The 19,576-nt window shown below is 46.8% G+C and carries 21 protein-coding genes, 1 rRNA gene and 1 riboswitch; of the genes, 14 read left to right on the top strand and 8 right to left on the bottom strand.

Annotated features, from left to right (window positions below; all coding sequences use genetic code 11):
* Both R7Q48_RS06475 and R7Q48_RS06470 read right to left on the bottom strand, forming a co-directional pair.
* A 16S ribosomal RNA gene (locus tag R7Q48_RS06475) occupies window positions 1-67 on the bottom strand; the annotation flags it as partial.
* 514 nt (window positions 68-581) lie between these two features.
* On the bottom strand, window positions 582-1,106 hold the full coding sequence (locus R7Q48_RS06470) for a DUF3087 domain-containing protein (protein ID WP_213961339.1): 525 nt from the start codon (window positions 1,104-1,106) through the stop codon (window positions 582-584).
* 158 nt (window positions 1,107-1,264) lie between these two features.
* On the opposite strand from R7Q48_RS06470, the gene trmY reads away from it, so the two are divergent.
* Complete coding sequence (trmY, locus tag R7Q48_RS06465) at window positions 1,265-1,864, top strand: tRNA (pseudouridine(54)-N(1))-methyltransferase TrmY (RefSeq protein ID WP_017634347.1); 600 nt, start codon at window positions 1,265-1,267, stop codon at window positions 1,862-1,864.
* 78 nt (window positions 1,865-1,942) lie between these two features.
* On the opposite strand, the gene R7Q48_RS06460 is transcribed toward trmY, so the two are convergent.
* Together R7Q48_RS06460 and R7Q48_RS06455 are read right to left on the bottom strand one after the other, a co-directional pair.
* On the bottom strand, window positions 1,943-3,286 hold the full coding sequence (locus tag R7Q48_RS06460) for a TldD/PmbA family protein (protein ID WP_130545267.1): 1,344 nt from the start codon (window positions 3,284-3,286) through the stop codon (window positions 1,943-1,945).
* Window positions 3,286-4,671 carry a TldD/PmbA family protein gene (locus R7Q48_RS06455; RefSeq protein ID WP_017820998.1) on the bottom strand — a complete coding sequence of 462 codons (1,386 nt, stop codon included), beginning with the start codon at window positions 4,669-4,671 and terminating at the stop codon, window positions 3,286-3,288. Before R7Q48_RS06455 ends, R7Q48_RS06460 begins: the two co-directional genes overlap by 1 nt.
* Before the next feature lie 311 nt (window positions 4,672-4,982).
* A riboswitch (TPP riboswitch) is annotated at window positions 4,983-5,090 on the top strand.
* Between the two features lie 97 nt (window positions 5,091-5,187).
* Here R7Q48_RS06455 and thiD point away from each other — a divergent pair.
* The 8 genes from thiD (at window position 5,188) to R7Q48_RS06415 (ending at window position 11,691) form a co-directional block, all read left to right on the top strand.
* On the top strand, window positions 5,188-6,045 hold the full coding sequence (gene thiD, locus R7Q48_RS06450; protein WP_151515184.1) for a bifunctional hydroxymethylpyrimidine kinase/phosphomethylpyrimidine kinase: 858 nt from the start codon (window positions 5,188-5,190) through the stop codon (window positions 6,043-6,045).
* Complete coding sequence (locus tag R7Q48_RS06445; RefSeq protein ID WP_318132207.1) at window positions 6,035-6,790, top strand: ABC transporter ATP-binding protein; 756 nt, start codon at window positions 6,035-6,037, stop codon at window positions 6,788-6,790. Before thiD ends, R7Q48_RS06445 begins: the two co-directional genes overlap by 11 nt.
* Window positions 6,783-7,583, top strand: coding sequence for an ABC transporter permease (locus tag R7Q48_RS06440; RefSeq protein WP_009706843.1), 801 nt, complete (start codon window positions 6,783-6,785; stop codon window positions 7,581-7,583). Before R7Q48_RS06445 ends, R7Q48_RS06440 begins: the two co-directional genes overlap by 8 nt.
* Before the next feature lie 47 nt (window positions 7,584-7,630).
* A complete protein-coding gene (locus R7Q48_RS06435) occupies window positions 7,631-8,581 on the top strand; it encodes an ABC transporter substrate-binding protein (protein ID WP_020195161.1) in 951 nt (316 codons plus the stop codon).
* Between the two features lie 54 nt (window positions 8,582-8,635).
* The gene (gene tenA, locus R7Q48_RS06430) at window positions 8,636-9,304 is read left to right on the top strand and encodes a thiaminase II (RefSeq protein ID WP_256903118.1); all 669 of its coding nucleotides are present in this window, start codon (window positions 8,636-8,638) and stop codon (window positions 9,302-9,304) included.
* Between the two features lie 12 nt (window positions 9,305-9,316).
* Window positions 9,317-10,108: a hydroxyethylthiazole kinase gene (gene thiM, locus R7Q48_RS06425; protein ID WP_318132206.1), complete on the top strand. Its 792-nt coding sequence runs from the start codon at window positions 9,317-9,319 to the stop codon at window positions 10,106-10,108.
* Between the two features lie 60 nt (window positions 10,109-10,168).
* The gene (thiE, locus tag R7Q48_RS06420; RefSeq protein ID WP_239945488.1) at window positions 10,169-10,783 is read left to right on the top strand and encodes a thiamine phosphate synthase; all 615 of its coding nucleotides are present in this window, start codon (window positions 10,169-10,171) and stop codon (window positions 10,781-10,783) included.
* Between the two features lie 182 nt (window positions 10,784-10,965).
* On the top strand, window positions 10,966-11,691 hold the full coding sequence (locus tag R7Q48_RS06415; RefSeq protein ID WP_025768774.1) for a phosphatase PAP2 family protein: 726 nt from the start codon (window positions 10,966-10,968) through the stop codon (window positions 11,689-11,691).
* Between the two features lie 70 nt (window positions 11,692-11,761).
* On the opposite strand, the gene R7Q48_RS06410 is transcribed toward R7Q48_RS06415, so the two are convergent.
* Window positions 11,762-14,209, bottom strand: coding sequence for a trimethylamine-N-oxide reductase 2 (locus R7Q48_RS06410; RefSeq protein ID WP_256903116.1), 2,448 nt, complete (start codon window positions 14,207-14,209; stop codon window positions 11,762-11,764).
* Between the two features lie 22 nt (window positions 14,210-14,231).
* Entirely contained in the window at window positions 14,232-15,326 is a 1,095-nt protein-coding gene (locus R7Q48_RS06405) for a NapC/NirT family cytochrome c (protein WP_256903115.1), read from the bottom strand.
* A gap of 270 nt (window positions 15,327-15,596) precedes the next feature.
* Between R7Q48_RS06405 and R7Q48_RS06400 the strand changes: the two genes are divergently transcribed.
* The 5 genes from R7Q48_RS06400 (at window position 15,597) to R7Q48_RS06380 (ending at window position 18,472) form a co-directional block, all read left to right on the top strand.
* Window positions 15,597-16,112, top strand: coding sequence for a GNAT family N-acetyltransferase (locus R7Q48_RS06400; RefSeq protein ID WP_318132205.1), 516 nt, complete (start codon window positions 15,597-15,599; stop codon window positions 16,110-16,112).
* A 9-nt stretch (window positions 16,113-16,121) separates the two neighbouring features.
* Window positions 16,122-16,853 (top strand): glucose 1-dehydrogenase, encoded by a 732-nt coding sequence (locus R7Q48_RS06395; RefSeq protein ID WP_017821007.1) that lies wholly within the window; start codon window positions 16,122-16,124, stop codon window positions 16,851-16,853.
* 1 nt (window position 16,854) lies between these two features.
* Window positions 16,855-17,325 (top strand): GNAT family N-acetyltransferase, encoded by a 471-nt coding sequence (locus R7Q48_RS06390; protein WP_213914689.1) that lies wholly within the window; start codon window positions 16,855-16,857, stop codon window positions 17,323-17,325.
* A 118-nt stretch (window positions 17,326-17,443) separates the two neighbouring features.
* Window positions 17,444-17,911, top strand: coding sequence for an HAD family hydrolase (locus R7Q48_RS06385; RefSeq protein WP_005374312.1), 468 nt, complete (start codon window positions 17,444-17,446; stop codon window positions 17,909-17,911).
* 33 nt (window positions 17,912-17,944) lie between these two features.
* Window positions 17,945-18,472: a GNAT family N-acetyltransferase gene (locus R7Q48_RS06380; RefSeq protein WP_047102510.1), complete on the top strand. Its 528-nt coding sequence runs from the start codon at window positions 17,945-17,947 to the stop codon at window positions 18,470-18,472.
* A 37-nt stretch (window positions 18,473-18,509) separates the two neighbouring features.
* Here the strand turns inward: R7Q48_RS06380 and R7Q48_RS06375 are convergent, their stop codons facing one another.
* The gene (locus R7Q48_RS06375) at window positions 18,510-19,100 is read right to left on the bottom strand and encodes a type II secretion system protein (protein WP_225455765.1); all 591 of its coding nucleotides are present in this window, start codon (window positions 19,098-19,100) and stop codon (window positions 18,510-18,512) included.
* A gap of 153 nt (window positions 19,101-19,253) precedes the next feature.
* Entirely contained in the window at window positions 19,254-19,541 is a 288-nt protein-coding gene (locus tag R7Q48_RS06370; protein ID WP_005374318.1) for a hypothetical protein, read from the bottom strand.
* Window positions 19,542-19,576 lie beyond the last annotated feature (35 nt).

The following is a 19,576-nucleotide window of genomic DNA, read 5'->3' as shown; positions in this document are numbered from 1 at the left end:
GCTCGACTTGCATGTGTTAGGCCTGCCGCCAGCGTTCAATCTGAGCCATGATCAAACTCTTCAATTTAAGATTTTGTCGGCTCAATGAATACTGAACATTACATAAAGTAATGTTTGAATTGACTGTGCTCTTATTGGTTTTTACTTTTGAAAAAGTAAAACAAAACAGCTCAAGGCTGCTTCCCAATTCGAATGGTCACTTCGTTTCATTGAAACCTAATTTGATACCGAGGTATCTAATTGGATTATCATCAACGAGTGCCCACACAGATTGATAGGTCTATATTGTTAAAGAGCTTGCTTCATAAGCTTTGCTATCGAAGCGGAGGCGTATTCTAAGGAATTAACTTTCAGTGTCAAACACTTTTTAAAATTAATTTTTAGAAGCTTTCTTTCGCCTTATTGCCAATTGCTTTTGCGTTTCCGCTTTGCCCTGACAACGGAGGCGCATTATAGGGAGATGATTTTTCTTGGCAACCCCTTTTTAGAAAAAAACTTAAAAAAAAGCATCGAGTGATTAAATCTCACTCAAACGCTTAATTTTAGCACTCAGTTGTTAACTTCAAGTAACAAATAGGCAATCAGTATGTGTCTACCCAGCTCTCTTTAAAGCTGGTGATATCAAGACTCAGTGATTGCGCCGCTTCGATTTGCTCGATAGCCTCTAGTTCTTTATTTACACTGCTCATCGTTAATGTGTTGTTGTCTAGCTCAAACACTTGGCGTTGCGTGGTGTAATAGAACTTAAGCGTAGTGAGCGCTTTTACATCGTCATTGCTCGCGGCTGCTTTAATGCTTTTTAGTTTACGAAAGATTTTGTTGTGCAGTTGCTTGAGTTTCCAAACGTACAGCACTTCTTCCATGTATGGTCGAGTTTTAATGTGATTCAATAAAGAGAGGGAAGTTGCAACTGCGAGAACGACACCAATCAAATTCCAATGGAAATTGCCCGTTGATTGTTCTGGTACGACTTCAGTGTTGCCAAACAAAACAATCAACAAGGTACTAAAGGCAAGAGAGGAGATGGCGAGCAACGCAACAAAACCGCCAATCACAAGGTTTACTTTCTTTTTATAAATGTCTTTATTTATCTGTTTGATTTCCATATACCGCTCCTAACAGGTTACCTCTATTTTAACCAGCGCACTCCGCACGACAATCGAAGCTTTGTAAGTAAGTTCACATTTGCTATTAAACTCGCATCCCTTCCCTGCTTGGGTATATACTTCCGCGCATTCACTCTTCCTATATAGAGGCTAAATTCATGCGCTCTTTTGTTTTACGAGCTCGCGCGGCGCCAACCACCAGCAAAGCACTGTTAGAAGGTGTTGGTAATGAAGCGCATACAGAGATTCTTGCTCATACCATGATGAACACTATGTTCGTTGCTCAATCACACCGTGAAGATGTGGTTGTTCACTTGGTTTTGGAAAGCACAAAAGACTTCTCACGCACCATTACTATTCGCTCCAACGACATCACCAACATTGGCGGCTTCCATGAGTCAACCTTGATTGCAGCAGTGGCTCGCGCTTTGGATGCTTCGGTTGGTATGGGTAAAGAGCAACTTCGTGAAGTCGAACCTGGTATTACCGTTCGTACAGTGAGCTTTGAACGCCTAGTACAAGAGCTGGCAGAAGATCACCAACTATATATGTTGGATAAGAAAGGCGAATTTGTTCGTGATGCAGAAATTGGTGAAAATCCATGTTTCTTGCTAACTGACCATATACCGATGCCGAAAAAGTCTTTTAACAGCTTAAAGCGCCTTGGCACAGAGAAGATCAGCTTAGGTCCTAAGATGCTTTTCGCTTCTCAGTGTGTGGTATTGATCCACAATGAGTTGGACATACGCGAATTCTAGTTATTCGCGCACACGTTGCTAGGTAATGAAAGAGGACTCCATTGAGTCCTCTTTTTTGTTTCTATAGGGATGCTAAGTTTACTTACCACCAATGCTCAAACGAGCAAAACGAACGTCTGGCGAGAAGAAAGTTCGGCTATCGTTAATTAACTGAGTATCACCCACTGCCTCAACTTCTTGCAGCATCTTGTAGAAGTTACCCGCTACCGTGATCCCACGAACTGGTTGAACGCGCTCTCCATCACGGCACAAGAAGCCACTCGCACCAAATGAGAAATCACCACTCACTGCATCCGCACCAGAATGGACACCTTGAAGCTCGACTAACTCTAGGTACTCACCCGCTTTTACTTCTGACGCACTGCTGTTGCCTGTCGCAATCACTTTGTGATTCGCTGATACGTCTAGGCTCGATTTTGCACCGCGAGCGGCACTTGCTGTCGAGACTGCGCCCAAATAACTTGCGGTCTGGCTGTTGTGTAGCAAGGTTTTCAACTCACCATTAGCAATCATGACATTATCTTGAGTAGCGAAGCCTTCACTATCAAAACTCGCGATTGCCATACCATTTGGCATGTAAGCCGTATCAGTAAAGGTAATTAAATCACTCGCAACACGTTGACCAAGCTTGTCACCCAGTGGCGTAATGCCTTTCATCGCGCTTACGCCAGAGAAAGCACTGCCGAAAGCACCGAATAAACTTGCTAGCGCATTAATGTGGAAAATAGCAGGGTAGTTACCTGTCGCAACCGGAGCACCTTCCAGAAGATCACGAGCAAGGTTGTAGCCACCTTCGATACAGTAAGCTGGATTCAACTCATCAAAACGGCGACCAAGTGACATTCTACCCGCCATTGACTGTTTGCCGTCTTTTTCAAACAAGGTATACGCGTAACAAGTGAACGAGCGCTCGAAGTGTTGACACAATGTGCCTTGAGTATTGGCAATGATCAGTTGTGTTTCGCCATCGCTGTAACCATTGTAAGGTGCGCTAGAAGCGTGAGGCAGAGCCACTACGCCTTGCTCAAGTGCGAGAGACAGTTCGATTTTTTCGTCAACAGAAGTGGTATCTTCTTGCACAATCTCAGCAACATCAGTCGTGATTTGGCTGTTAACGCAACTAATAGTCTGATGTTCATCTTGCTTGGAAAAGCGAGCACTTTGCAGCGCATTAGTTAGCATTAAATCCAAGCTTGGTTGCTCTAACGACTCAGAATAGCTTGTTGCAACACGCGCATCTTTCACAACACGAACACCCAGAACTTGGCTTGAGCTTACTTTGTACTCATCCAGCTTTCCTTGGTTCGCTTTCAAAGAAAAGCTACTGTTACGGTTTACAATGACGTCCGCTTCTGCACCTTGGCGTTTTGCTTCTGATAGGACGTAATCAACCGCATTAAGAAGTTGTTGTTCTTGGCTCATTAGTTACCGCCTCCTACCAGAATGTTATCTACTTTCAGCGTTGGCTGACCGACAGTTGTTGGTACTGAACCACTCACGGAACCACACATGCCCGGCGCAAGCGCCATGTCTTTGCCGACCATGCTGATTTCTTTCAACACTTTTGGACCCGTGCTGATCAGCGTTGCTGTTTTCAGAGGCTTGGTGATTTTGCCATTTTCAATGAGGTAGGCTTCACGAACAGCAAAGTTAAACTCCCCCGTACCCGGTTGAACAGAGCCACCGCCCATCTTCTTCGCATAGATACCACGTTCGATGCCTGCCAGCATGTCATTAAGTGAATGCTCGCCCTCTTCGATAAAGGTGTTACGCATGCGCGAGGTTGGTGCGAACTTGTAGTTTTGACGACGACCAGAACCCGTAGGCTCATAACCTGTCTTCATGCCACCCATTTTATCGACCATGAAGCTGGTTAGCTTACCGTCTTTGATCAGTTGAGTGCGCTGAGTCTTCATACCTTCATCATCAATGTGAATCGAGCCCCATTCGTTGGTCATGGTGCCATCATCGACTGCATTCACTGCGGTGTGAGCAACCATTTCGCCCATCTTGTCGTGGAAGACTGATGCTTTCTTCGCAACTGAAGTGGTTTCTAGCAAGTGACCACATGCTTCATGGAAGATAACGCCGCCAAAGCCGTTACCAATCACCACCGGCATTTCACCCGATGGACAAGCATCCGCGCCAAGTTTTACTAACGCTTGCTGCGCGATAGTTTGACCTAGCTCTTTGGCATCAAGCTGTTCACTGAATTCCCAACCAGCAAGAGCGCCAGGACCTTCCATACCAGAAGACTGCTCATTACCTTTTTGCGCGACAGTGTTACCAGCAACACGAATGTAGTGGCGAGTATCGTCAACGTGTAGACCTTCTGAGTTGAAGATAGACACTTGTTGCTCGCGCTGAAGAACGCTGCCAATAAACTGGCTGATATGTTCACTCTCAGCACGTGCGGCTTGGTCAACTTTCAATAGAAACGCGATTTTTGAATCTAGGTTAGCATCCTTACCTAGCGGCATGCGGCAACCATGTTGGATTGGGTAGCGGTTCAAATTCAAAGAACCCGCTGACGCGATTTGCTCACGCTTGTCTTTTGCAGCAAGCAGCGAGGTTACGCGCTTTAGTTCGGCTTCATCTGTGCTGTTGGTGTAACCGTAAAGCACCTTATGACCGAAAAAAAGACGAATACCGATACCAAAATCGATACCCGAGTTAACCTTATCCACTTCACCAGATGCGATCTGGACAGTGTTGGTTTGGTGATGTTCAACGAATAGTTCAGCGAAATCAGCCCCCAAAAAGAGCGCATGATCGATCACTGACTTCGCTGTTACAGAATTAAGCATGAAGTCTCCTTGCTCGATGATCGTCTTAGCCTTCCTAATTAACTGTGAAAAAGTTCAACAAAGTTAAATTGGCAACACGTTAAATTTTAACAGTTTTTTAACCTTGTTTTGTGCTAATCCTTGCTTAACGAGACCACGATTATTTATTAAATATTCCAGGTTCTGCTCATTCACCAGAGCGTTGCACTAGTAAATTCCACCCAGCAAACCATTTAGGTGCTTACTTTATCACTCACCTCGCATAATTGAATACTCATTATAATTACGCTCAAAAAACGTATCCCTTCCGCAATGGTCCTGCTATCATCCGAACGAAATAGTCGGGGGGCCACACGACAAGTGTTGGCTGAGATCGAAATTCGAGACCCGTTGAACCTGATTCAGTTAGCACTGACGTAGGGAACTATGCACACTTTGCCTTTCGTCGCCCCTCTTAGGTAAGCGATAGCGATCGAAAAATCGATCTATCTGCAACGGTCAAAGTCAGTTCCTATACGTCTTGTAGTAGGAGCGACCATGACGCAGCAATCACAACCTCATTCACATCACACGCCAGCCTTGCCTACCCCTATCGTATTGACCATCGCGGGCTCAGACAGTGGTGGCGGTGCAGGTATTCAAGCCGACATCAAAGCGATGTCCGCAACCGGCAGTTTTGCTTGCTCGGTAATCACGGCGATTACTTCGCAAAATACCCAAGGCGTTTCTGCGATTTTCCCCATTCCTCTCGACCATGTAGAGAGCCAACTTGATGCAGTATTTACCGACCTCAACATCGTTGCAGTCAAAGTGGGCATGCTGGCAGATTCCAACATCATCAAAGTCGTTGCAGACAAAATTAAACAATACCAGCCAAAACACCTCGTGATTGACCCTGTAATGGTGGCCACCAGCGGCGATCTATTACTGGAACAGTCGGCAATCCGCACTTTAAAAGAAGAATTGATTCCGCTCGCAGACATCATTACCCCTAACCTACCCGAAGGCGCAGCATTGACGGGTAAGCCAATGCCTCAATCAGAATCTGAAATGAACGATATGATTACCGACCTTCGTGCGCTTGGCGCCAAAGCTATTCTGCTCAAAGGCGGTCACCTTGAAGAAAATGAAAACAGCAACGATCTGCTTATCATGCAAGACAGTGCCGAGTTAATTAGCGCCAAGCGATTTCCAACCAAAAACACTCATGGCACAGGCTGTACACTTTCTTCCGCCATTGCGTCTTATCTTGGCCAAGGCAACAACCTACACAAAGCGGTGCACCTGGGTAAGCAGTACATCAGCCAAGCTATCGCACACGCTGATGAATTGGATGTAGGTAAAGGCCATGGCCCTGTGAACCACTTTTTTGCGGGTCATACTTATGTTCGCTAACACGATTGGCATTCAGCTTTCCGATGCTAGTCTGCGATACAAAGACAGCCAAACACCAACGCTAGCAGGGTTGAGTATGACTATTCCTGCTAATCAATGGACAGTGTTACTTGGTCGCAGTGGCTGCGGGAAAACCACAATATTGCGTTACTTAGCTGGCCTACTGGATGACCAAGTTGACTGGCATGGCGAACTCATCACAACGGATGGCGCTGCACTGCATGACCGTATCGCTTACATGGCTCAGCAGGATTTATTGCTACCGTGGTTGAATGTGTTAGACAACGTCTGCCTCAGTTCTCGATTTTCTCAAGTGCAAGCACCAGAGCAAAATAGACAACGTGCACTGACTTTACTAAGCCAAGTGGGACTCGCCGATTACGCGGATGCTAAGCCAGCTCAGCTCTCTGGCGGCATGAGACAACGTGTTGCCCTTGCTCGCACTCTGATGCAAGACAAGCCTCTAGTTCTGATGGATGAGCCTTTCTCTGCACTGGACGCGGTTACTCGTCATAAGTTGCAAACCTTGTCTGCCGAATTGCTGAAAGATAAGACGGTTGTTCTGATTACCCACGACCCACAAGAAGCGGTGCGATTAGCTCACCAACTCTATGTGTTGCAAGGCACACCTGCGCAAGCTCAGCACTTGGTCGTTCCAGACTCCAAGCCGCCCCGAGTTCTCGATGGAGAGTGCGCGGCGTTACAACAAGCGATTTTGGATCAACTGGAGAAAGACTATGAGTGATATGACTCAGTACAACTCCGTTTCGGCACGCATTAGTAAAAAAGAACGCGTGACCCATCCGGCTCTGCGCTTGGTCATTAGCACAGCGGTGATCTTGGGATTGTGGCAGTTGGTTGTTGTGGTATTCGACATGCCAAGCTTCATCTTACCTTCACCAATTGAAGTGCTGGATAGATTGGTCACTCGTTACGATGTCTTGCTCAAACATACTTGGGTTACCGCGCAAGAGATTTTACTTGGTTTGGCGCTTGGATTATCAATGGGTTTGCTGTTCGCATTGCAAATGCTGATGTTCGAACCGCTGAAGCGTTGGTTACTGCCCATTCTGATTGCTAGCCAAGCGATCCCTGTGTTCGCCATCGCGCCAGTACTCATGCTTTGGCTGGGTTACGGCATTGCATCGAAAGTCGTCATGGCGGCGATCATCATCTTTTTCCCCGTCACCACATGTTGCTACGACGGCTTACGTAATACACCAACAGGTTACCTCGATCTTGCCAAGACCATGGGCGCGTCTAAATGGCAGCTACTTCGTCATATTCAATTGCCAGCCGCACTACCAACTTTAGCCTCAGGTATTCGTGTTGCCGTCGTTATTGCGCCAATTGGAGCAGTGGTCGGTGAGTGGGTAGGTTCAAGTGAAGGCTTGGGTTATCTGATGCTCCAAGCCAACGCTCGCATGATCATTGATGAGATGTTTGCGGCGCTGTTTATCCTCGCCGTACTGTCTATCTCACTCTACTTCATCACCGATAAATTATTGAAAAAAGCCATCCCTTGGGAAAGCAAGTAATTGCAGAAAATAACCAAAGGAAATTGGGAAAGAAAAGGAAGAACCCCGTGAATAAAAACAAACTTATGAGCGCTGCTGCTCTACTCGCTTCAGTTGTATCAACCAACGTACTCGCTGCTGAAAAAGAGATGACACTGATGTTGGATTGGTTCGTCAATCCAAACCATGGTCCTATCGTGATTGCCAAAGAGCGCGGTTACTTCAAAGAACAAGGTTTGAAGGTCAACATTCAAGAGCCTGCAGATCCAAGTACACCACCTAAGTTGGTCGCTGCTGGCAAGGTCGACATGGCGATTTCATACCAACCGAGCCTAACTATCGATGTCGCAGCTGGTTTGCCACTAATCCGCTCTGCGACTTTGATTGCTACGCCACTCAACACGTTGATGGTGTTGGACAACGGTAAGAATGAAAACCTTGGCGACTTGAAAGGCAAGAAGATCGGTATTGCGATCGCAGGCAACGAAGAAGCGACAATCGGCACCATGCTTGCGCAAGAGAACGTGAAGTTTTCTGACGTACAAATCATCAACGTAGGTTGGGCGCTGTCTTCGTCTCTTGCGTCTGGCAAGGTGGATGCGATTTGGGGCGGTCTACGTAACTTCGAAACCAACCAACTAGCATTAGAAGGTTATAAAGCTAAAGCCTTCTTCCCTGAAGAACACGGCGTGCCAGCGTATGACGAGTTAGTCTTCGTAGCCAATGCGAAAACCTACGACAAAGAAGCCATCAAGGCATTCAACAAAGCACTAGAACAAGCAACCACTTACATCGTTAACCATCCAAAAGAGTCGTGGAAAGAGTTTGTGGCTTACTCACCAGACACGCTCAACAACGAGCTTAACCAACGCGCTTGGAACGACACGCTAACTCGTTTCGCTCTTCGTCCATCTGCAGTAGATTTGAAACGCTACGATGATTATGCCGAATTCATGTATTCACAAAAAATCATCGAAACACTGCCAAAAGCGAAAGATTACGTACCGAGCTTTGACTAATTCTACTTACCTTAGGATCTAAGCCTAGGGTCTTTTGATAACGAGATACCCATAATGAAATACCAAGATTTGATCGACGCTTGCCGCCAAGATTGGCAAGAATACACTGAGCATGCTTTCGTGCAGCAATTGGCGCAAGGCACTCTGGCTCAGCCTTGCTTTCTGCATTACCTAAAACAGGATTTTCTTTTCCTAAAGCAGTACGCCCGAGCTTACGCATTAGCGATCTACAAAGCGCGTACTTTGGATGACATGCGCCGCGCCCTACCAAGCGTACATGCATTGCTCGATTCTGAAATCGCCCATCACGTGACTTACTGTGAGCAATGGGGACTGACGGAATCCGACCTAGAAAACGAGCCAGAAGATTTCGGCACTGTGGCTTACACCCGCTACGTGTTGGATGCAGGCATGACGGGCGATCTTGTTGATCTATACGCGGCACTGGCACCATGTTCTATCGGTTATGCCGTAATCGGTAAGATGCTGATTGAAAGTGAGAACACGGTAATCGAAGGCAATTCATACGCAAGTTGGATCAACCTCTACGGTGGTGAGGAATTCCAATCTGGTGTCGCAAAAGGTGCAGAACACTTTAACCAGTTATTGGCGGAAATCGACATCAACAGCCAACGCGGTCAAAACCTGATTCAGGTATTCAAAACTGCAACGCGTATGGAAGTGGCATTCTGGCAACAAGGCCTGAACGCTCAGCAAGATTAATCGGAGAGTCTCATGTTAATTGAACAAATCACCCAAGCATTAACCGCAGTACGCCAGCAAAAGCCATTAGTCGTCAACATCACTAACTACGTGGTGATGAACAACACGGCAAACGCGCTATTGGCTATCGGCGCTTCTCCAATCATGGCGCACTCCAAACAAGAGATGGCAGAGATGATGTCGTTCGCGGGTTCACTGGTTATCAACATTGGTACCCTAGACAGCGTTTGGACACCGCGTATGAGCTATGCCGTAAAGCAAGCCAATGCCAATGGTAAAATCGTTATACTCGACCCAGTCGGTTGCGGAGCAAGCTCACTACGTACAGAGACATCACGTGAGATCGCACGCCTTGCAAATAAGCTGATCATTCGTGGTAACGCCTCAGAAATCATCGCTCTCGCTGGCGAGCAAGCACAAAGCAAAGGCGTTGATGCGTTAGACAGCAGCGACGCAGCACTTGGCGCAGCCAACTTCTTAGTCGCAGAGTATGGTGCAAGTGTAGTGATTTCTGGCGAGACTGATTACATCGTCACGAAAGAGCAAACCGTCCAGTTGAATAATGGTCACGAGATGATGCCTTACGTAACCGGAATGGGCTGTACACTAACGGCACTGACGGGTGCTTTCGCTGCTGTTGGTGATCACTCCGGACTTGCTGCTGCGGCGGTACTGGGCGTTGTTGGCGAGATTGCAGCGGAACAAGCTCGTGGTCCAGGCAGCCTGCAAATGAACTTGTTGGATGAGCTTTACCAGTTGGATGAAGAAACTCTAGCAAAACGCCTAAAACTGCAAGTGAGCTAAGCTTTGCTCTAATAAATACCGGCCTCTCATTCCATCTAGGAGAGGCCCAAAGGAAACAAAATGAACGCCTATCGTTTATATTTGGTCACCGATGACCAACAAGATTTAGCCACACTAAAGCGTGTAGTGAGAAAAGCCGTGGAAGGTGGCGTGACCATGGTACAAGTCCGCGAAAAACACGGCGATATGCGTGCGTTTATCGAACGAGCTCAAGCCGTAAAGACTATCCTTGAAGGTACTGGCGTCCCGCTAATCATCAATGATCGTGTTGATGTTGCCCTTGCCGTCGATGCCGATGGTGTTCACCTCGGGCAGTCAGACATGCCAGCAGAGATCGCTCGTCAATTGATTGGCCCAAACAAGATTCTCGGCTTATCGATTGAGACTGAAGAGCAGCTGGCAGAGGCGGGTTATCTGCCCATTGATTACATCGGTTTGAGTGCGATATTCGCTACACCTACCAAAACCAACACCAAAAAACACTGGGGTATTGAAGGTTTGAAGATGGCGCTGAACACCACGCCCTTACCAATCGTCGCGATTGGTGGCATCAACGAAACCAACATTCCTGCCCTGAGTGCGACAGGTGTGCATGGTTTGGCTTTGGTTTCTGCCATTTGTCATGCAGAAAACCCAACCAAAGCAGCAGAGTACTTACTTTCTCTGATGGATTAAGACCCCAACGCTTAAGGATGAGCGCCTTTACCCTCCGGATAAATGTCATCAATTCATCACTCAACCTTCATTCTCTCGTCGAATTGACAGAGCGTTGATAAGTTTTTCACGCCAGATAACGTAAGATAAGCCCCTTATTTTCACGTGGTTGAATAACCCTCAATAAAAACAAAACGCTCTCAATGAAAACCAAAAAATATGGATTGATGATGCTCGCCTTGTTTGTTCTTGGCATCATCCCAATGTCGCTGTTTGGCTCTTATCACAATCTCACTTCACAGGTGCCTGAAAGTCTGGGTATTACTTTTACTTTGCTCACAGATTCTGCTGGTAGCAAAGGCTTTTTAATTACGTTAACACTGCTACTGCTTTCTTTATTTCGCTTTAAACCAAGTCGCATTGAGTGGATACAAAAACTCTCAATGTTAGGGTTGTTACTTGTGATTGGTTTTGCCAGCAAAACGGGGCTAAAACTGATGACAGAAAGCCCGCGTCCCTACGCCGAACTGCTTGCTGCAGAGCAATTGATTGAGCACCCAGAAGCGTTTTATCAGTTGGATACAAAGCAGCAAGCCAACGTAATTAACCAGATTTCTGAACACGTCAGTGATTGGCGAACGCGCCATTGGCAAGGCGAGAAAGACTATTCTTTCCCATCCGGCCATACGATTTTCGTTTCGATTTGTTTGGCTTTCTTTGGCGGGTTGTTCTTACAGAACAAGTGCTATATCTCTGCACTGTCATTATGGATGTGGGGAATGAGCGTCGCATATAGCCGCTTATGGCTGGGGATGCATCGCCCTGAAGATTTAATAGGCTCAGTCTTGTTTGTCGCGATTGTATTTACTTTACTCCCGACATTTCAGATTAAGAAACAGATGCCATTTGTTTCTCTCGCTTCGCGCTAATGTGAACGATTACTAGATAAAAAAGAAGCCAGCGATTCGCTGGCTTCTTGCTTTAAAACGCTACTTTTTTCTAACCATTTCTTGGTGGTTCAAACGCTGTTAGTTCTAATTCTGGGCCAGTGTATTTTTCAATACGAACCAGTGCCGAGTTCGCCGCACAGCCGTTTGCAAGTCGAGAGGTCGGAATATCCAACGTTAACACGTTACAACCGCCGTTCTTACAAATGCCGGTTTTCGGATCCAGATCCGGCCAGCCGCCTTCATGAATACACACTGAACCTTGCTTGATTCGGTCAGTCACTTCTGCACCAACCAATACTTGGCCACGGTTGTTAAACGCACGAACTAAATCGCCCGTTTTAATACCACGCGCTTTCGCATCTTCAGGGTGAATCCAAATAGGTTCACGGTTTGCAATTGCGTACTCTTCGCGAATCTTCGCGTAGTTAAACTGGCTGTGTAGACGATGCGCTGCGTGCGCGGTCATTAGCTGCAACTCGCCGTCTTTTGCATTGCCAGTGTACTCGGTTGGTGCCATCCACGTTGGGTGTGGAGGACAGTCTTCCAACTGATAACCTTCAATGGTTTTCGAGAAGATTTCGATCTTACCACTTGGTGTACCGAGTGGATTCATGATCGGGTCTTCACGGAAATCTGCGTAACGAACAAACTGTGCGTTCTTCTCGTTCCACTTCATCTCGATCAGTTGGTTATCTTCCCAGAACTTGCTAAAGTTCGGCATTGCTACGCGAGAGCCACGGCCACCTTGTTGCGCCGCCTTGTAGAAGCCGTACAGCCATTCCATTTCAGTTTTGCCTTCGGTGTACACATCACGGCCACCCGGTGCTAGCATCTCTGCCATGTCCGCGAATACATCGAAGTCATTACGCGCTTCACCTTGCGGCTCAATCACTTGCTTCATTGGCACCAAGTGTTGGTTACTGTAGTCACCTGTCATCGTTAAGTCGTTACGCTCGAACGATGTGGTGATTGGCAGAACAATGTCCGCGTGCTTCGCAGCCGCCGTCCAGTAAGGCTCTGAAATCACGATCAGCTCAGGCTTTTGCCACGCTTTGATCAGACGGTTGGTGTCTTGGTGGTGAGTAAAGTTCGCACCACCTGCCCACCAAATCATCTTGATGTCCGGGAACGTCAGTTCATGACCGTTATGATGGTAGGATTGACCTGGGTTTTCCAACGCCTCGACAATACGCGCCACAGGGAAGCTTTGCACCGCGCCAGACACCGCCCAGTCGTTCCCCGCAGAAGAGCCGCCACCCAGCGATGCCGAAATCGCAGGAAGTACGCCAGCATCACGAGCAGGGTTACCACCGTTTGAGTAGTGGTAAGAGAAACCAAAACCACCGCCCGGTAAACCGATCTGGCCCAACATCGTTGCCAGTGTAACCAGCATCCAGTGACGCTGCTCACCGTATTGTTGGCGCTGCATGCCCCAACCCGCCATCAGCATGGTGCGGTTTTTACTGAAGATGTCAGCCAGTAGCTCAAGTTGCTTTGCAGGTACGCCACAGATTTGTGATGCCCATTCTGCTGATTTTTCTACGCCGTCTTCTTCGCCCATCAGGTACGCTTCAAACTTGTCGTAACCTGCGGTGTATTTATCGAGGAAGGCTTTATCGTGCTTACCTTGTTTCACTAAGGTGTGTGCGATACCCATCATCATTGCCACGTCGGTCATTGGGTGAGGAGCAATCCACTCCGCATTCTCACCAAAGAACTCGATGGTTTCAGAACGAATAGGGTCAATAGCGATAACCGTCTTGCCTGATTTTTTCAACTGATGGAAGAACTCAAGACCAGCACAGTCTGTTGAGCTCCACGCGATTTTTAGAGTGTTGATCGGGTTTAAGCCCCAAAGCACAACCACATCGCTGTGCTCTAGTACCACTGGGTACGTGGTTTGCTGCTCGTACACTTCGATAGAGCCCACAACGTGCGGCATGATGACCTGCGCAGCACCCGTTGAGTAGTCACCCAAGTGGCCTGAATAGCCACCCGCCATGCTCATGTAACGTTGCAGCAAGGTTTGTGCTTTGTGCAGCACGCCACTTGAACGCCAGCCGTAAGAGCCTGCAAACACAGAAGCCGGGCCATATTCTTTGCGAATTCGCATGTGCTGCTCGTGGATCAGCTTGTAAGCCTCATCCCAAGACACAGGCACAAACTCATCACTACCGCGCACACCTTCTGGCGACGATGGGTTTGCCAAGTAGCCTTTACGTACCATTGGGTACTTCACACGCGCCTTGGTATGCACTTGGTCAGGCCCAGTAGTTTGTAGACTATTTGGTACAGTTTGTGGAAGAGCATTAGTAGTCGAAACCAACTTACCATCTTTCACTTCACATAACATTGGGCCCATGCGGCCCGCCGTTAGAATGCCTTTGCCGCGAGCATTAGAAGACGCAACAGACATAGGTGCAAATGAAGTGAATGCCATTGCACCAGCCGCCATACCAGTACCTTTTAGAAATCCGCGACGGGTCATATTAGTCATAATCTTATCCTTCTATTTATCGTTAGTGACCAACCACATCTTTCGCGTGGTGCTGGAAGAACTTGGTTAGAATTTCTAGGTTCTCGGCTGAAATATCAGTTCGATCACCCATACTTTTCGCTACCGGTCCCCATGCATTCACTGTGAAGTGATTTGAAGGAATTTTCGCGTGACAAGTGGCACAGTAAACGTTGTCCAACTCTTCTGCGTATGACCATACTGGATCAAGCGTGTCTACAACTGGAGAATCAATAGCACCTGTTAGAGAAACTGCGCGCCATTCGTTGCCGTAAACATCCGCCTCAAATTCACCAGCTTCAAGCGCTTGTTGGCCTTGCTCTGTTAGCGTTGCTACGATGGCACGTTGACCTTCTCCCATGTAAAGCACTTGTTCTGCGCCTTTCATTTGGAATGCATTCAACTTAACAGTGCGGTTGTCGCCTTCCGCGCTCATCACTTCCAGTTTTGTTGTTGGATTGATGGTACCCATTTCACCCATATTAATCGTTGTTACTGGGTAAACTACCTTCGCGTTAGCAGCTGTCTTCGTCGTGAAGCTCATCAGCGTTTCAAATGCTTTGCTGTCTAGCTCTGCTTCTGGTGCAAAGTGAGCCACACCTTTGTGACAATCGATACACGTTTGATCGTTCGCTTTCGCGTATTCGTGCATCTTCGCCGCATCGCGTGATTGCTCAAACTCTTCCATTGCATCGAAATCATGACACGAACGACACGTCGCTGAATCGTTTTCACGGAACTGAGCCCATACCGTTTCAGCCATGTCTTTACGATGTGCTTCGTATTTCTCTGGCGTGTCGATCTTGCCTGTCACAAATTCATGGTAGATGTCTTTCGACGCGCGAATTTTGGTGATCAGGTAATCCATTGGTTCTTGAGGAATATGACAGTCAGAACATTCCGCGCGAATGCCTTTCGCATTACTGAAGTGCACTGAGCCTTGGTACTCTTTGTAAGGGGTTTCCATAGAGTGGCACGAGAGACAAAATTCAGTATCTGAGGTGTAATGCATTACTGCCGCACTCCCCCCCAAAGTTAACCAGCCCACACCAATGCCGGCAGCAACCAGCAGTGCAACATATCGTTTTTTTATTGACATAATTAGCAACACTTCCAAATAAAATGTAATTATAGGTCGCAAATTACTACTTTATGGGTAGTCCTCTCTTGATCCACATCATTTCCGTGTTGCTCTGTATTCCTCAAGTATGAAATTTTGTTATTTGCATCTCAAAGATGAATATATGGCAATAATCCATTACCCAGCCAACCATTCACCACATAAATCACTTTTATGAATGCAACTATTTGATTAAACAGATAAGAGGATGAGAGACTGAATCTCCACATTGATGCAGTAAGGACACGCATGTCAGTTTATATCGAGACGCACAGAAACCAATTAAGACCCATCAAAGCCAGTGACTGGGAACTCTTTCAACGATTACTCTCCGAACAAGAGGTTATTGCACTCTGTTTCGATCGTCCCAGCGAAACAGAAATAAGAGAAAAATTTGCTTCGCGATTATTACCATGGACCCCAAATTGCCAGCATTGGCTTTGCCTTGTAATACTCGATAAGCAATCTGAGCAACCCATCGGCATCACTGGCTTTGCTATTGAAAACGGTAAGGCAGAGGTAGGTTACTTACTTTTGCCGGAATTTCATGGCCAACAGCTTGGAACAGAAACTCTTCAAGCGCTTCTATACTGGGCAACCTCGACACATAACATCAACCACTTTTCCGCGACGGTCACTGAAGGCAATATTGCGTCAGAGCGTGTCCTGATAAAATGTGGTTTCGAACTCATTGAGGTTATTCCAGACGCATACCAAATTGGTGGCAAATCCTACGCCGATAAAATCTACTCACTACATAAATAAGGACGTATTTTGAATAAAGTAGTCATCATTACCGGCGCAAGCCGAGGTATTGGAGCCGCAGCGGCGAAAAAGCTGGCCGAGCAAGGCTATCGCGTTTGCGTTAATTACCGCACTCAGCAAGAGGCCGCCGACCAAGTTGTGGCAGAAATACAAGCAAACGGTGGCAAAGCGATTGCCATCGCCGCAGACGTAGCCGATGAGAAGCAAGTGCTCTCCTTGTTTGATGAAACAGAACGTGAATTTGGTGCAGTGACGCACTTGGTCAACAACGTTGGAATCCTCTTTACTCAATCGCCTTTGTCAGAAATCAGCTTGGAACGCTTTCAGAAAGTAATGAACACCAATGTAAATAGCTGTTTTCTCTGCTGTCGAGAAGCGGCGAGGCGATTCAGTGCAGGCGGTGCAATTGTGAATGTCTCCTCTGGAGCGTCGCGCTCAGGAGCGCCATTTGAGTATGTCGATTACGCCACATCAAAAGGCGCGATGGATACTTTAACTAAAGGGCTCTCGCTAGAGTTGGCAGAGCGCAATATTCGCGTCAATGGCGTTCGACCTGGTTTCATTTACACTGATATGCATGCCGACGGCGGAGAACCAAACCGAGTAGATAGACTCAGCCCTCAAATTCCTCTTAAACGCGGTGGCACGGTAGAAGAAGTAGCAAATGCGATCGCTTGGCTATTAAGTGACGAAGCCTCTTATGTCACAGGATCATTTATCGATATTGCAGGGGGCAGATAGAATGCAAGTCCATATCCGACAAGCGATTCCCGATGATTTAGACGAAATTTTTCAGCTTAATTTTCAAATTAATTCACTGCATTTTGCAAATGCGCCAGAAGCCTTTGTTGCGCCTTCAGAAGCTGACCGTAAATTTCTTGCACAAGCACTAGAGAACAAAGAGCGACTCTTTTTGATTGCCGAACGCGAACAGCAAATTCTCGGCTTCTTAACCGCGATGATCACCCAAAACGACACCGTCAGTTTTCTGATCAAAGACCCAATTTGTCGCGTGGGAACAATTGTTGTCGATGAAGCGCAAAAGCAGCAAGGAATCGGCCACCAACTGCTCCAAACCTGTGAGCAATGGGCGCGCGATGCCAATGCCACACAAGTTCGATTGGAAGTGATGGAATTCAATCAGCCAGCACAGCGCTTTTACGATAATCAAGGTTTTAAAACTAACTCACGCATTATGCTGAAACATTTGTAACGATAACGACAATTAAGCGCTTTTCACGACTAAACCCACCTAAATCGCATTTATCGATGCAATTTACCCCCTGATTTTAGAAAAAGACGATATGATGTGCGGATAAGGAGATTCGAACATGATTTATCTTTTCGATTGGGGGAACACCTTGATGGTAGATTTCCCTCACGCACAAGGAAAAATGTGCGATTGGGAACACGTAGAAGCAGTTCCTCAAGCCAGAGAAACACTGGCAATACTTTCCCAAAATCATCCCATCTACATTGCGACCAGTGCATCTGATTCCAACATGGAAGAGGTTCAGCGTGCATTTGTTCGCGTCGACTTAGACCAATACTTAAATGGCTATTTTTGTTTTGCCAACCTCGGTATCGCTAAAAACCAACCTGAGTTTTATCTCGCCATCGCAAAACAGTTAGGGGTTAACGTGAGTGGAATAACCATGGTTGGCGATTTACCTCACAAAGATATTTACCCTGCGATGAAAGCGGGCGTAAACACAATTTGGTTTAACCCAACGGGCGCTGATGCACCAGCCGAAGCCATTCCTAACCAAATTCGTTGTTTATCTGAGCTTATCCCCTAACCGTTACTAACCTGCACTAATCAAGGAAGATGAATGCAAATCAGATCCATCAAGGTGAGCGATATCGCGCGCTTCACCGCGCTGTGGAATCGAGTGTACTCCGAAGGGGAATTTTTGATTTCTCCTGCACCCGATAACGCAACGCTTCGCAGAATCCTGCAACGTGTGGAAAACGAGTCCATCCCTCAGTTTGTCGCGTTTGACCGCCAAAAACTTATCGGTAGTGTTGAAATCTACCCAGCTGAGATGTGCGGTTACGAAAGAGGGCAACGCCTTCGCGTCGGTATTCTTGGTATTCACATCGACAAAAACTACCGAGGCAAAGGATTGGGGCGGAAACTATTGGCAGTCGCGATCGCACGTGGTTGGGAATTTGGTTACGACCAAATCGCACTCTACGTATACACAACCAACACACCAGCGATTGCTTTGTATGAACGGTTTGGATTTGAACATCAGGGAGAACTTGGGGAAGTGACCTTGCCAAATGGTAAAGTCTTGATGAGTCAAAAAATGATATTGTATAAAGCGCAAAGCCGTTCGAAAAGCCCAGATTTGTAGAGTCACGATAACCGTTGTTCGCAACACTTATTCGGGGTTAACACCCTTGCGTCACATGCCCTCGAACAATTGAATCGTTAGAGGCTTGATTCACGTAGTAGAAATAGCATGCTTCTTCTGCCAGTGTGTAACCTTGCGGCCAAATGTACACCACGCGATCAACACCCGATTTATCTAAGAACTGATAATCAGGAATAGCGACAAAATGAGCACTGTTTGGGTGCTGCTGACCGATGATGCAAAAATCACTGCCTTTGCACGGCACGTCAATTTTCGAATAACCTCTGGCTGGTAGATCGATTTCTAACAAAGCTCGAATACTATCGGCACTCGCTTCTGGCATGCCTTTGCGTGTTTTGACATGTCGGTCAATGTAGTGAACGTGCTCTTGGCCGTAAGCGTTATCAATCACTGATTGAGCATGAAAGAATTTGAGAGCCGTACCCAAAGAAGACTGAGAACTGTGCAGCATCGCAGCGTATGCTTGGCGATGAATATCGAGTAGTACTGGTAAAGCAGCTAATGCGATGAAAGCCAAAGTGGTAAGCACTATGGTGATTTCCATCAGCGTAAATCCCTTTGATTTCACGTTTCTTATCTCAACTAGCCCAAGACAATAGCCCCACATCCATGTGAGACCGAGCCAATATATCGCCAATTTCTTACGATTAAAGGCTTAAGGGGTAAGAAGAGACAAACACCACTCAAACTTGAGAACAGCAGCCAAAGAGCAGTGTAACAAAACGACGCTATGTGTCAGATATTAGACGGTTTTTACTCTCTAGTTACTGAGTAAAGGCACATTATTTCGCACCAGACCACGACGAACATTCGTGCACATTTTGCCAAAACGACGAATCTCATCGAACTGCGGAACAATGCCGCGCTCCATGGCTGACTCCCAATAAGTGACTTCTGAATCGACCATTTCCAACAATTTCTTCGGACAGCCAATGCACTGCCCTTCTGGTCCACATACAAACGTTTCTGGTTCATAAATTGGTAGTTCCGCTTTTACTTGCTCGATGATGCTACGCATGGCGGTCATTCGATCTGGCTTTACCTTCATCATTCTGCTCCACGGATTAAGATGAAGCAGATTGT

It is taken from the genome of Vibrio sp. 378 (assembly GCF_033339435.1).
This window is presented reverse-complemented; position numbering and strand designations above follow the sequence as displayed.

Coding starts and splice junctions, on each gene's coding strand:
- R7Q48_RS06445 (WP_318132207.1), top strand. CDS start 6,035: ATGTTCGCTAACACGATTGGCATTCAGCTTTCCGATGCTAGTCTGCGA.
- R7Q48_RS06405 (WP_256903115.1), bottom strand. CDS start 15,326: ATGTCAATAAAAAAACGATATGTTGCACTGCTGGTTGCTGCCGGCATT.
- tenA (WP_256903118.1), top strand. CDS start 8,636: ATGAAATACCAAGATTTGATCGACGCTTGCCGCCAAGATTGGCAAGAA.
- trmY (WP_017634347.1), top strand. CDS start 1,265: ATGCGCTCTTTTGTTTTACGAGCTCGCGCGGCGCCAACCACCAGCAAA.
- R7Q48_RS06385 (WP_005374312.1), top strand. CDS start 17,444: ATGATTTATCTTTTCGATTGGGGGAACACCTTGATGGTAGATTTCCCT.
- R7Q48_RS06455 (WP_017820998.1), bottom strand. CDS start 4,671: ATGCTTAATTCTGTAACAGCGAAGTCAGTGATCGATCATGCGCTCTTT.
- R7Q48_RS06410 (WP_256903116.1), bottom strand. CDS start 14,209: ATGACTAATATGACCCGTCGCGGATTTCTAAAAGGTACTGGTATGGCG.
- R7Q48_RS06380 (WP_047102510.1), top strand. CDS start 17,945: ATGCAAATCAGATCCATCAAGGTGAGCGATATCGCGCGCTTCACCGCG.
- R7Q48_RS06390 (WP_213914689.1), top strand. CDS start 16,855: ATGCAAGTCCATATCCGACAAGCGATTCCCGATGATTTAGACGAAATT.
- R7Q48_RS06415 (WP_025768774.1), top strand. CDS start 10,966: ATGAAAACCAAAAAATATGGATTGATGATGCTCGCCTTGTTTGTTCTT.
- R7Q48_RS06400 (WP_318132205.1), top strand. CDS start 15,597: ATGTCAGTTTATATCGAGACGCACAGAAACCAATTAAGACCCATCAAA.
- thiD (WP_151515184.1), top strand. CDS start 5,188: ATGACGCAGCAATCACAACCTCATTCACATCACACGCCAGCCTTGCCT.
- R7Q48_RS06460 (WP_130545267.1), bottom strand. CDS start 3,286: ATGAGCCAAGAACAACAACTTCTTAATGCGGTTGATTACGTCCTATCA.
- R7Q48_RS06470 (WP_213961339.1), bottom strand. CDS start 1,106: ATGGAAATCAAACAGATAAATAAAGACATTTATAAAAAGAAAGTAAAC.
- R7Q48_RS06375 (WP_225455765.1), bottom strand. CDS start 19,100: ATGTGGGGCTATTGTCTTGGGCTAGTTGAGATAAGAAACGTGAAATCA.
- R7Q48_RS06440 (WP_009706843.1), top strand. CDS start 6,783: ATGAGTGATATGACTCAGTACAACTCCGTTTCGGCACGCATTAGTAAA.
- R7Q48_RS06370 (WP_005374318.1), bottom strand. CDS start 19,541: ATGAAGGTAAAGCCAGATCGAATGACCGCCATGCGTAGCATCATCGAG.
- thiE (WP_239945488.1), top strand. CDS start 10,169: ATGAACGCCTATCGTTTATATTTGGTCACCGATGACCAACAAGATTTA.
- thiM (WP_318132206.1), top strand. CDS start 9,317: ATGTTAATTGAACAAATCACCCAAGCATTAACCGCAGTACGCCAGCAA.